The sequence below is a fragment of the Acidobacteriota bacterium genome (genome assembly GCA_034211275.1).
GTDB lineage: Bacteria > Acidobacteriota > Thermoanaerobaculia > Multivoradales > JAHZIX01 > JAGQSE01.
This window is the reverse complement of record JAXHTF010000201.1, coordinates 1-11,975: the sequence shown is the minus strand read 5'-3', so window position 1 is coordinate 11,975 and position 11,975 is coordinate 1. Positions and strand designations below refer to the sequence as shown.

Here is an 11,975-nt window from a genome sequence, read left to right as displayed (position 1 = left end):
GAAACCCAACGGGCAGCGGTCGATCCGGGCCAGGACGTCGGATTTCGGCGCCTGGGGCGCCTCTATCCGACCTACGGTTGTTGCTGTGCCGGGTCACCCGTCTTCACGGGCATGACGGAGTGGTTGGAGTGGTGGTGGAGCGCGTAGGGAGCGTTGGAGGCTCCAGCACCTCCGCCCGGGGATCCAATCCCCGGGCTACCCAGGCACCGCCGGCTGCGCCGGCTCCCTGAGCCACCACCCCCCTGGTTCCTGCGCTCTAGCGTGGGAACCACCACGTCGATCCGCGCGATGCCGCCGAGGCCCCGCTCCAGCGGGGCGGGATACTGCTGAGAGCAAGCTTCGGGAGCCGGCAGAGCCGGCGGAATCTCATAGCTCGGGGTTTTTATCCCCGGGCGTGGGTGCCGGCAGGCTGAACTTCTGTGCACACCCTGACGTCCCCTCCCCCACCCCAGAGCCGGCTAGGAAGCCGGCGCTCCCAGGGTCTCCTGCCAACGCCTCGTGGGGCCGAGCCCAGCATTCAGAAATCAGAAGACCAGAATCCAGAAGACCAGAACTCAGGATTCAGAACCAGCACGAGAGACGGGAGAACACACACAACGAAAAACGACATTGTAGATCCAGTCGTACGGGTGATACCTGAAGCGCGCGGACGATTTTGCATTCTCACTATCCCAGTAGAATGTGCCGCCCTTTAGCCACGGAAGACCATTGTCATCCTTCTCCAGCGACCACTCCCAGACATTCCCCGCCAGGTCCCACGCTCCCTCCGCCGAAACCCCACCCGGATACATCGACACCGGCGAGGGCCGTCCGAGCCCACTCTCCTCGGTATTAGCCCGCCAGGCCTCGAAGTCTTTCCCCCAAGGATACAGCTGCCCCTCGGCGCCCCCCGCCGCCCGCTGCCACTCGGCCAGGGTCGGCAGCCGAATTTCTTCGCCGCTCAACAGCTTTCCCGCCGCCCGCAGCTCGCGGGTCCGCCAGGCACAATAGGCCTGCGCCTCGTACCAGCTGACGCCAACCACCGGCAGGTTAGCCCGGTTGTAGGTGCGGTTGCCCCAGAGGCGCGGATGCTGGGGCCATTCGCCTTCCCCGAACTTCTGCTCGAAGTCCACAATCTCCCGCTTCGCCTCCTCGCTCCACCACTCCCGCTCCAGGTTGTACCCCCCAGCCTCCACGAACCTCCGAAATTGAGCGTTGGTCACCGGGTATTTTCCAATCTTGAACGAGTACTCCAACGCGTCCGCCGGGATCTCCACCCAGTCGTCGAGATCCTCCGGCAACACTCCCAAGTCCGAGAGCGCCAGCCCCGCTTCGAGGCGCTGCTTCTGCGCCACCTCCTTGTGCACCATCACCGGTTGGAGCAGCTCCGGGATACTCTGCCGGAGCCGCTTGCCCGTCTCCCCCACCGCCCGGTGCGGCCCGAACTCGACCCAGACGGCACCGGCCAGCAGGATCAGGCGGACCGCAGCGCCCTCGGCAGCAGCGCCCTCCTCAGGTCCTTCGACGCCTTCGATGAGCTCGGAGAGCAGGGTTTGAACATCCTGGTAGCTGCCCTGGGAGCGCAGGTGCCCGCAGGCCAGCAGCAGCACCTCGCGCCAGGTATCGCGGGAAGCCAGCTTGCGAGCCTCGACGGTCCAATTCTCCTCCTCCAGCAGCCAGCGCGCCGCCAAATACTCCTGGAAGCTCCGATGCGGAAAGGAGAAAGTATCGATCTCCTTCTCCACCAGCAGGCCGCCGCGCTCGCGCATCAGCTCCACCACCCGGCTCGCCCAGCTCCAGCCGTGGTGTTTCCGCGGGTGGATCTCCGCCAGCGCCTCGCGTAGCCGGCCGGCACCGATCTGCGCATCTGCCTCGCCGCCGTGGGCTGCGTAGGTCAGCCGCCACAGGACCCGCTCCACGTCCGCCCGGTCGAGGTCGACGCCGGGCTCTTCGAGCAGGCTCACCAAGCTCTCCAAGCCGCCCTCGCTCTTCTGCCGCTCCCACTCCCACAGGAGCTGCTCGACGCATTCGCGATAGAGCTCGGCGCGGTTGTCCGGCAGCACCGCCCGCGCGTTGACCCGCGCCAGCATGGTGAGCAGCAGCGGCGTCTCGGCCATCTGGCGCAGCACCGGCCGATCCCCCAGAGCCTGTAGTAACCGCTCCCGCCGTTCCTCAGCGTCCTCGGGCTGGAGCCGTCCGATGCGCGCCAGCTCCTCATACCAGCGGTGCACGAACGTGCGGATCCGCTCGTCGTCCAGAGGCGCCAGGGTAACGTCGATAAAGGACTCTAATTGGTAGGCGGGATCTTCATAGGGCTTGACGCGGCAGGTCACCAGCAACCGGCACGGGTGAGCCACCGCCAAGCTTTCCACCGCTGCCACCAGCTTTCGCCGCCGGTCCTCCTCGGCTTCCTCTGCCGCCGGCACCTCGTCCAGACCGTCGAGGATCACCAGCGTGTCCTCGTCTTCCAGCCGTTCGAGCAGCCGATCCCGCTCCAGCCCCGGCACGCTCTGCTCCAGCAGCCGGTAGATCAGCTCGGCACCCTCGGCAGGTTCTTCTTGGCCGTTCTCGGGCGGATGCCATTTGCGGAGAAGCACTCGGAGGGGGAAGCCAGCGGCCTGGTCGTCATCACCCAACAAGGCCTGAGCCCGACGGTGGGTAAGATGGTTGATGAAGGTGGACTTGCCCGAGCCAGGATCGCCCAGAAGAACTAGCGAGCGGAAGCGGCCCAAAGCGTCGCGGACCGAGAGGGGCTTTAGCGCCTGCGACAGGAGCTGTGGGTCGACTTTTCTCCCAAGCTGCTTCGAGAGCCGTTCGAGCACTTTTCGATTCATTCCCGACAGGATCGAGCCATCGCCGGAGGCGAAGCCTCGCGGCCCCTTTCCTTCTTCCTGCCACAGCTCCTTCAAGGCTTTCTCTAATGGCTCCTCTGCGACTCCCAAACGCCCTGCCGCCAGGGCCGCATCCGCCGCCAGCGTCGTCTCCAGCTCCACGTAGACCCGCCCCAACGACGGCCGCACCAGCTTGCGATCACCGACTTCCCGGGCTTCTTCCGCCAGCGGCAGACGGTCGCAGTCGGCGGCAACCCGGCGGAGGTAACGCACCTCCGCGGGGAGAAGCTCCGGGCTCGCGGCGGCTGGAGCTTCAGCGGAGAAGTCCCCCAGTTCCTCCAACGCTTCGCAGATCTGCTCCGCGAACTCCGCCAGCCGCTCGTTGACCGCCTTGGATCCCAGTTCTTCGTGACGCAGGTCCCGCCAATCCCCTCGCTGGCGGCTCGCCACCAGCTGCGCCAGCGGGTCGTCGGCGCGCTTCTCCTCGCTCTCCAGCAGCGGCGTGCGTAGGTAGTAGATGGGCAGGATGAGCAGCTGCGTCGGCCCCAGCAATCCCTGCTCTCGAAGCCTCTTCTCGCGCTCGGCAAAGCGCTCCAGCTCCTCCCGGCAGGCTTTTCGCTTGAAGTAGCTCGGGGTGATGATGGGGATCAGAAAAGACGTGGCATCCAGGGCGCCATCGATCCGCTCCTTCCAAGCTTCCCCCCAGCCGATGTTCTTGCGGTCGACAAAGAGCGGGAACTCTTCCCCCGACTGCATCCGCACCTCCTCCGCCAGCCGCTCGCACAGCTCGACGAGCTTTCCCCCTTCGTGCTCGTCGTCCCGGCGGACGTAGCTGATGAAGGCGGCGGGGGCGGGTGAGTTGGGCATGGCAGAAGCTCTCCTACTCCCGGAGTCTGTGAAGTCAAGCGAGAGGGGAGGGCGCGGAACCTCTCAGCAGTCGCTGCTCTCGACGATCAGCGAGGTGGCCAATCCCATGTAAGCTTGCAATGGAATTTTACCGAATTTATCACTGCTTCCTAAGGCAGTGGCCGAGATGGGACACGAAGACCTATATTCCCAGATCCATTCCTGGCCGAGCCTGCTCAGAGCTTGGCGCAAGGCGCGGCGCGGCAAGAGAAACCTGCCAGCAGCAGCGTCCTTCGAGCTGACCGCGCCGGAGTCACTGTTAGTACTTCAGGCTGAATTGGCTGCCAAGAGCTATCAGCCCGGTCCTTACCACAGCTTCTTCATTCATGATCCGAAAAAGCGGCTGATCAGCGCAGCCTGCTTCCGGGATCGCATTGTTCACCACGCACTGGTCAATCTTCTCGAACCCATCTTCGAGCGGCGCTTCATCATCGACAGCTATGCGAACCGTAAAGGCCGCGGCAATCATGCCGCTATCGACAGGTGCCAGGAATTTGCCCGGCGGTACCGATTCGTGCTTCAGGCTGATGTGGAACAGTTCTTCCCGGCGGTGGATCATCAGATCCTACTTCAAACGCTGGAGCGAGTCGTTCGCGACCGGGATGTGATCGAGCTGTGCCGCCAAATTCTCGATTCGGGGAAGAGAATTCATCGAGACTCGTATCGAATGCGCTTCTTTCCCGGTGACGATCTCTTCGCCGTCAACCGGCCTCGGGGTCTGCCCATCGGCAATCTGACGAGTCAGTTCTGGGCCAACGTCTATCTCGATCCCCTGGACCACTTCATCAAACGACGGCTGCGCTGCGGCGGCTACGTCCGGTTCGTAGATGATCTCCTGCTCTTCGCGGACGACAAAAGGACGTTGGGGCGCTGGAGGCGAGAGTTGATCGCAAAGGCCGCCGGTCTCCGCTTGACTCTCCATGAAACCCGATGTCAGACACGACCGGTCACCGAAGGGATCCCTTTCCTGGGATTTGTCGTCTACCCGCACCACAAGCGGCTCAAGAGGCGAAAAGGGATCGCGTACCGAAGACGGCTCAAAAAGCTCTTGGGAGCCTACCAACTAGGCAGAATCGGACGGATCGAGCTTCGATCTTCGATCCGAGGCTGGGTCAACCACGCTGCCTTCGGAAATACCTATGGCTTGCGGCGCCGACTCTTTGAGCAGCACCCCATCCGACCACCACGGGATCCCCGAGAATGAAACCGAGCAGGGACTCGCCGATTTTCTCTCGAATGCAGGTTTTGTTGATCTGGGTCGTTCGCACTACGCGGCGTTTCCCTCGGGATCAACGATTCGGCCTAGCCCAGCGCATTCTTCAGCAGGCCTTCCGATTGGAAGACCAGTTGGTCACCGCTGCAGTGGACCGAGAGAATCAGAAAGATCGGCTTCTGGAGGCGGACATCGCCCTCACCGGTCTGCGGCGCAGCCTGCTCCTGGCACACGAGATGGGCTTTCTGTCGGACGGCCAGCTGCGCCACGCGACCGAGATGCTCGCAGAGATCGGACGCCTTCTCGGCGGCTGGCGTAAGCGGTAAGACGGTCCGGCCCGAGGCTCCCACGAGCCGAGGGGCCGGACCTCGGCGATAGATGCCCTACCGGCGGCGCCGGCAGGCCGGGACCAGGCCGCGCCGTCTCTCGTGCTTGCCTCGGGACGGCGGTACAAACAGCGCCGCCCAATTCCGGCTTCCAGCCAGCGAAAGGCGTGAGAACACACACAACGAAATCCGACATTGTTGTTCCTGTCGTTCGGGTGATTCCTGTTGCGCGCGGACGTTCCGGCCAGGCCCCGCCGCGCCGGCCGTGAGCCGGCGCGGCATTGGGAAGAATACAGCATCCAGAAATCAGAAACCCAGAACTCAGGATTCAGAATCAGCACGAGAGACAGGAGAACACACACAACGAAATCCGACATAGTCGTACCCGCCGCCCGGGGGAACCCTGAAGCGCGCGGACGTTCCAGAGCTATCGCTATCTCGATAGTATGCGCCGCCCAGCAGCCAAGGCCATCTGTCCTCTTCTTTCTCCAGCGACCATTCCCAGACATTCGCCGTTAGATCCCACACCTCTTCCGCCGACACTCCGCCCGGGGACATCGACACCGGCGAAGGCCGTCCGAGCGCGCTCTCTCCGGTATTGGCCCGCCAGGCCTCGAAGTCCTTCCCCCAGGGATACTCCTGCCCCTCGGCTCCCCCCGCCGCCCGCAGCCACTCGGCCAGAGTCGGCAGCCGGATATCCTCTTCCTCGGAAAGCTCCCCCGCCGCCCGCAGCTCGCCGGTCCACCAGGCGCAGTAGGCCCGCGCCTCGTACCAGCTGACGCCGACTACCGGCAGGCTAGCCCGGTTGTAGGTGCGGTTGCTCCAGAACCGCGGATGCTGGGGCCAACCGCTATTCCCGACCCTCTCCTCGAAGTCCAGAATCCCGCTCTTTGCCTCCTCGCTCCACCATTCCTTTTCCGGATCGTACCCCCCAGCCTCCACGAACCTCCGGTACTGAGCGTTGGTCACCGGGTACTTCCCGATCTTGAACGAGTAGTCCAGCGTGTCCGCCGGGATCTTCACCCACTCGTCGAGATCCTCCGGCAACACTCCCAAGTCCGAGAGCGCCAGCCCCGCTTCGAGGCGCATGGCAGGAGGCAGATCACGATGTTGCATGAGCTGCGTCAGGAGGATGGGAATCCTCTCTTTCAGTTCCTCACCGGTGCCCTCGCCGGGACTTTGAGAATCGAGCTCCTGCCAAGCGAGACCGGCGACCAGGATGCGTTGCCAATGGCGCGCTTTCTTGGGAGGTTTGCCCGAAACGAGCCGGTGGATCAGGCTCTCGACATCGGGAGCGCCCACCGCGTGGCCCAGGTAGCTGGCGGCGAGGAGGAAGACCTCGCGCCAGACCTGCTGCTCCACCAGCTGGCGTAGACCCAGGCTCGCCCGCTGCTCTACCAGCCAGCGGGCGGCGAGGTACTCCTGAAAGCTGCGGTGAGGGAAGGTAAAGACTCCGGGTTCATGCTCCACCAGCAGACCGCCGCGCCGCTGCATGAGCTCGATGACCCGTTGCGCCCAATTCCAATCGTCATCTGCCAGCTTCGCGAGCTTCTCGCGCAACGGAGCAACCGGCAGATCGGCGGTCTGCTTGCCGGACTCTCCGTGCACCTCGAAAGTCTGGCGGCGCAGCACACGCTCGAAGGCGTCCCGCTCGATGAGCACCGGAGCCTCCGCGAGCAACAGCCCCAGGCTGCGCAGCTCGCCGTCCTCACTCTTCACCCGGTCCCATTCCCACAGCAGTTGATTCACGCATTTGCGGTAGAGGGCTTCGCGGCCCTTCGGCAGCTGATCTTCGGCGTTGACCTTGGCCAGCATGGTGAGCAGCAGCGGCGTCCGCGCCATCTCCACCAACACCTCGCGGCCGGGTTGCCACAACTCTTGCAGCAGACGGTCGCGAGCTGCCGTGGCCCGCGCGGGTTCCAGCTGACCGATGCGCTGGATCTCCTCGTACCAGCGGTGGATGAACGTGCGGATGCGCTCGTCGTCCAGGCCTGCCAGCACATAGCTGGGACAATCGGGCAGCTGGTAGCCGGGATCTTGATAGGGCTTGACCCGGCAGGTGACCAGGATCTTGCACCCATCGTGAGCGGTGCCGAGAGCCGAGATCGCCTGGATGATCAGGCGCCGTCGATCCGCATCTCGGCCCTTCTTGCCGGGAGCTTTTTCCGGCTCCGGCACCTCATCGAGACCGTCGAAGAGCACTAGCGTTGACGGTTCGTCGAGGCGCTCCAGAAGGCGTTGCCGGGAGAGCGCCGTCTGGCTCTCCAGCGCCCGATAGGCCAGCTCTCTCACTTCGGCAGCGCTCAGCTTCTTGCGAGCGGCGCCCCCTCGACGGTCCTGAGGAGTGTCTCGCGACGCTTCCTCGCCCCCTTCCCCGACAAGACTCGCGCTCCACCGCCGCAGCACCACCCGCAGAGGGAAGAGGGGCTCGTGAAAATCCCTCCCGAGAACCTGCTTCCAGACCTCATCCTGCACGAGCCACGCCCGGGAGAAGAGCGTCGCCAGGTGATTGACGAAGGTGCTCTTTCCCGAGCCAGGATCACCGAGGAGAACCAGCTGCGGTTCCGTGGCCAGAGCTTCCAGTGCCGAAACCGGGCGCCGCGCCGCCCGCCACTGATGCTCGGACTCGACCCAAGCATGCAGCGGGTGGTCCTCATCGATCTCTTGCGGCCAGACCAGGGACTCTCTATCCGAGCGATGGCCCGCAGCACGGTCCTCGGAGCCGTGGGCTGCCCACGCCTCGATGAGCTTCGGACGTTCCTCTTCCGGAACCTGCAACCGACGGAGCACGTGCTCGAGGTCCGGCGAGGTCTCGGTGTCCAGAGACACGTAGACGTTCGCCAGCGAAGCCGACTGCCGCCGGGTCGTGTCACGGCTCTCTGCTTCCTCCGCCAACGGCAGCCGGTCACATTCCTTGCGCAGCTCGCGGAGCATGTGGGTCTCTTCGGCGGTGAGCCGGTTTACTGCGCCTTTGACCGCTCCCTCACCTGCCAGCTCCCTCACCACTTCGGTGAGCAGGGCACCGATCCGCTCCAGGCTCGCTCCCTGCACCCCCGCCCGCTCCACCAACACATGGAGCAAATCCACACCTTGCTCCGAAGCCTCGGCCGTCCGCTCGCCAGACACCGCGACCTGGCGTTGCAGTTGCTCGATGTTCTGGCTCGACGCGGCGATGATCTGGGTCAGACCCTCGAGCTTGGAGAGGCGAACCAGTTGCTGAGTATCGCGAACGACGGCACCGAATTCCGGATCCGCGGCGAGGTGGCGTTCGATGGCTTCGAAGAAGGCGTCGAGGGGCAGCTCCAGGGCGGCCCAGCGCTCACTGGCACCTTCGCCATTGCGTTCCAAATAGTGCTGGCGCAGGCGCCCGAAGTCTGGCGTCCCCTGCAGCAGAATCCGCCGCGTGACCTCCTGGGCGAAGGGTGCGTGATCGAGGAGCGCCACTACCTCGCGGCTGTGCTCGTCCTCACCGGCGAAGTACTCATCCCTCACTTCCAGCCGAGCCTCATTCACCGCCCGCCGTACCGCTTCGCCGGCGACTCCTGCGGGCTGGCCACCGATCTTCTGCCGCACGGTCTCGGTCCGCGTCGCCAGCGGTCCTTCCAGGCCCTTCCCTGCCAAGGCTTCTACTGTGCCGCCCACTGCGGCGCTCAGGAGCAATTCGAGCATCGTTTTCGAACCTCTGTGATTGGTTTCGGAGACACGATAGCAAGAAATGGTTGGTGCCGCGTGGATGCCCATCTTCACGGGCATGACAGGTGGGTTGGAGGGGCGGTGGGGCGGGTAGGGAGCGTTGAGGTTCCAGCACCTCCGCCCGGGGATCCAATCCCCGGGCTACCCAGGCACCGCCGGCTGTCGCCGGCTCCCTGAGCTTGCTTTCGGCAACTACCTGCCCCGCGGTCGCGGGGCCTCAGCGAGGTCGCGAGATCGAACGTAGAAGGTTCCCACGCTAAAGCGTAGGAACCAGGTGGCGGGGGGAGGGTTCCGGAGCCGGCTTTAGCCGGCGGAATTGTAGTAGCCCGGGGATTGGATCCCCGGGCGGGGCTGGCTCAACCACCATCGCTTCCTACCTCCACTACCAGCCCCCTCACCCCAGAGCCGGCTGGGGAGCACCTTATGCCGGAAAATCAGTGCCGGTAGAAGGTCTTCCCCACCAGCTTCCAGCCATCCTCGAAGTGGTAGAGCGAGATGTAGTCGGTGAAGATTTGTTCGCCGTCGCGGTAGAGGTCGACTTTGGTGACGGCGGCGGTGGGGGTGTGGTCTAGGACGGTGATCTTGGCGGTGGTTTTGGGCTTTTCGGTGGGTTCGTCCGAGGAGGATTCCTCAGCCTGCTTCGCCTTGGAGGCTTCGATGCGCTCGATCCAGCCGTCGCGGGTGACCTGGCGGATGCCGTCGTCGGTGCGGATGAACATGATGAAGGACTCGTGGAAACCGGCGCGGATCTTTTCCGGGTCCTGGTCGATGTGGATGCCTTGGACGTAGGCGGTGTCGACGGCCTCCTGGATGGCGGCGATGGTGGCTTCATCGGCGGTCAGGGCGGGGGCGGCGGCGGAGAGAGCGAGGGCCAGCAGGGCCGGGACGAGACGCTTCATGGGGTCCTCCTTCGGAATGTGGAGCGAGTATTTCATCCTAGGGTGGCGCCGAGGGCAAGGGCGATATCATCGTTACCAGTCTCTGGTATCAGGAGGTGAAACCATGGCACAGCTCATCGTTGGGAATCTCGAGGAAGCATTGCCCAACGCAAGCCCCCAAAGTTGACGGAATAACCCTTCCCGAATAATCTGGAACAAAACGACAAAGCGCTGCAATCGAGGGCTCTGCGCCATCCCGTGGGGAACGCTCTATCGCGATCTCAGGGGCTGATTGCCGTGATCGTCCATGGTTTCTGATCCGGGAAGGGGTTCACGAGATGGCAGAAACTCAAGACACCTATGTCAACCTGAGCGGAATCACCCGACTGCTAAGGTTTGCGCTCTGGGTGGGCATCGTTCTCGCGGTGGTCAACACTGGCTCCGACCTGTTGGAGATCCAGCTGCTGGAGAAGGTCGCCGCGGGCGGCGGCATCACCGATGAAGAGGCCGACGTCAACGACATGAGGCAGCTCCTGCTGGGGGGCGTCGCCTTTGTGGTCTTCCTGGTCACCGCCGTCGTCTTCCTGCGCTGGATCTACATCGCCAAGCGCAACGCTCGCTCCTTTCACCCGGGGGAGCTGAAGTACACGCCGGGCTGGAGCGTGGGCTGGTTCTTCATCCCCTTCGCCAATCTGTGGAAGCCCTATGACGCCCTGAAGGAGACGTTCCAGGCTTCGGATCCCGAGTACACCGACAATTGGAGGGCAGCGGACCCACCCAGCTTGCTGCCCTTCTGGTGGGCGCTCTGGCTGTTGAGCGGTCTCGTGGGCCAGATTCTCTTTCGTTGGTCGATGAAAGCGGACTCCCTCGATGAGCTCATCTACACCGACTGGGTCCAGATCGTCTCCAACGGCCTCGACGTCATTCTGATCCTCGTGGTGCTATCCCTGATCGGCAAGCTGAGCGGATATCAAGGCCGGACGTTTCGCAAGCTCGAGGCCCAGGCCAGAGCCCGGGAGAGTGCCCAGGAGAATGCTCTGACTGCGGAAGGCGGCCTCTCGGGAGCCGGCGAGGCCTCGATCACACCGGTTTAGGCTTGCCGCCGACAGGCCTTCCTATTCCAGCATCCGCCGAGTCTTCCAGCCCCGGTAGGCGAAGAGCACCGGCAGCCCGGCCCACATGGCTAGCCCGACCGGTCCCCACAGCGGATGGAGACGGAGGCGGGCCTCGATGGTGTCGTCGACGCGAGTGATGCTGGCATCCTCGGCGGTAAAGCGATGTTCGTGGCGCCAGGAGGTGAAGGGGCCTTCTTCTTGCACATCGGCGAAGCCACCCTCGCCGGGCTGGAGATCTTCGAGGGCTTCGAGGCGGGCGGTCCAGCGGACGGGCACCGGGCCGACCCACAGGCGGAAGGTCATGGAGGTGCCCGGGACCAAGCGCTCAGGGGCCTGCAGGACCTTCATGGGAACGAGCTTCGGGGTCAGAGCTTCCAGGCCGCTGGCAGCGGAGTGGAATGCTTCGACCTCCTCCAACGGTGCCTGGACGCGGAAGCGGCGGTGGAATCTCATCGCGGTGACCAGCCTGGACGCTAGCCGAGCAGGTCTTCCAGCGCCGCCGCCAGACGCGGGAAGCGGAAGGTGAAGCCGGCTTCTTCTAGACGCTGGGGCAGAGCCCGCTGGCCGGTGAGCAGGACGTCGGCCATTTCGCCGAGCACCGCCCGCAAGGCGAAGGCCGGAGCGGGAAGGAGGGACGGGCGGTGCAGTACGGCGCCGAGTTCCTTGCCTAGCCGGGCGTTGGTCACGGGCTCCGGTGCGGTGAGGTTGAAGGGGCCGGAGAGCTCCGCTTGCCGGAGCAGGAAGAGGATGGCTTCGATCTCGTCCTCGATGTGGATCCACGGCACGTATTGATCCCCACTGCCCGCCGGACCACCGGCGAAGAAGCGGAAGGGGAGGCTCATTTTCGGCAACGCACCACCCTCGGCGCTGAGCACCACGCCGGTGCGCAACAGCACGCGGCGGATGCCGGCGTCCGCCACCGGCTGAGTCGCGCCTTCCCAGGCGAGGCAAACGAGGGCCAGGAAGTCCTCGCCGGCGGGAGAGGACTCGGTGACCTTGCGATCGCCGGTGGGGCCGTAGTAGCCCACCGCCGA

8 protein-coding genes are annotated in these 11,975 nt (G+C 64.5%); 3 read left to right on the top strand and 5 right to left on the bottom strand.

The features are described from left to right. Positions 1–554: 554 nt before the first annotated feature. Positions 555–3,677 (bottom strand): SUMF1/EgtB/PvdO family nonheme iron enzyme, encoded by a 3,123-nt coding sequence (locus SX243_21585; GenBank protein ID MDY7095577.1) that lies wholly within the window; start codon positions 3,675–3,677, stop codon positions 555–557. A gap of 166 nt (positions 3,678–3,843) precedes the next feature. Here SX243_21585 and SX243_21580 point away from each other — a divergent pair, with 166 nt between their 5' ends. Together SX243_21580 and avd are read left to right on the top strand one after the other, a co-directional pair. Further along, a complete protein-coding gene (locus SX243_21580) occupies positions 3,844–4,920 on the top strand; it encodes a reverse transcriptase domain-containing protein (GenBank protein MDY7095576.1) in 1,077 nt (358 codons plus the stop codon). Beyond that, positions 4,917–5,255, top strand: a complete 339-nt coding sequence (gene avd / locus SX243_21575; protein ID MDY7095575.1) for a diversity-generating retroelement protein Avd — start codon at positions 4,917–4,919, stop codon at positions 5,253–5,255. The genes SX243_21580 and avd overlap by 4 nt, the downstream gene beginning before the upstream one ends. A gap of 321 nt (positions 5,256–5,576) precedes the next feature. Here avd and SX243_21570 read toward each other — a convergent pair whose 3' ends face one another. Together SX243_21570 and SX243_21565 are read right to left on the bottom strand one after the other, a co-directional pair. Beyond that, a complete protein-coding gene (locus SX243_21570; GenBank protein ID MDY7095574.1) occupies positions 5,577–8,924 on the bottom strand; it encodes an SUMF1/EgtB/PvdO family nonheme iron enzyme in 3,348 nt (1,115 codons plus the stop codon). Positions 8,925–9,382: 458 nt separating this feature from the next. Continuing rightward, positions 9,383–9,847 (bottom strand): nuclear transport factor 2 family protein, encoded by a 465-nt coding sequence (locus SX243_21565; GenBank protein MDY7095573.1) that lies wholly within the window; start codon positions 9,845–9,847, stop codon positions 9,383–9,385. Between the two features lie 317 nt (positions 9,848–10,164). On the opposite strand from SX243_21565, the gene SX243_21560 reads away from it, so the two are divergent. After that, a complete protein-coding gene (locus SX243_21560; GenBank protein MDY7095572.1) occupies positions 10,165–10,920 on the top strand; it encodes a DUF4328 domain-containing protein in 756 nt (251 codons plus the stop codon). A gap of 21 nt (positions 10,921–10,941) precedes the next feature. On the opposite strand, the gene SX243_21555 is transcribed toward SX243_21560, so the two are convergent. Together SX243_21555 and SX243_21550 are read right to left on the bottom strand one after the other, a co-directional pair. Next, positions 10,942–11,394 carry a cyclase gene (locus SX243_21555; GenBank protein ID MDY7095571.1) on the bottom strand — a complete coding sequence of 151 codons (453 nt, stop codon included), beginning with the start codon at positions 11,392–11,394 and terminating at the stop codon, positions 10,942–10,944. 20 nt (positions 11,395–11,414) lie between these two features. Further along, positions 11,415–11,975, bottom strand: a 561-nt coding sequence (locus SX243_21550; GenBank protein ID MDY7095570.1) for a TIGR01777 family oxidoreductase, incomplete at its 5' end; no start/stop codon positions are given.

Bases quoted from the DNA above. Each gene is read 5' to 3' on its own strand.
- SX243_21555 (MDY7095571.1), bottom strand. From the start codon at position 11,394: ATGAGATTCCACCGCCGCTTCCGCGTCCAGGCACCGTTGGAGGAGGTC.
- SX243_21585 (MDY7095577.1), bottom strand. From the start codon at position 3,677: ATGCCCAACTCACCCGCCCCCGCCGCCTTCATCAGCTACGTCCGCCGG.
- SX243_21565 (MDY7095573.1), bottom strand. From the start codon at position 9,847: ATGAAGCGTCTCGTCCCGGCCCTGCTGGCCCTCGCTCTCTCCGCCGCC.
- SX243_21570 (MDY7095574.1), bottom strand. From the start codon at position 8,924: ATGCTCGAATTGCTCCTGAGCGCCGCAGTGGGCGGCACAGTAGAAGCC.
- SX243_21580 (MDY7095576.1), top strand. From the start codon at position 3,844: ATGGGACACGAAGACCTATATTCCCAGATCCATTCCTGGCCGAGCCTG.
- SX243_21560 (MDY7095572.1), top strand. From the start codon at position 10,165: ATGGCAGAAACTCAAGACACCTATGTCAACCTGAGCGGAATCACCCGA.
- avd (MDY7095575.1), top strand. From the start codon at position 4,917: ATGAAACCGAGCAGGGACTCGCCGATTTTCTCTCGAATGCAGGTTTTG.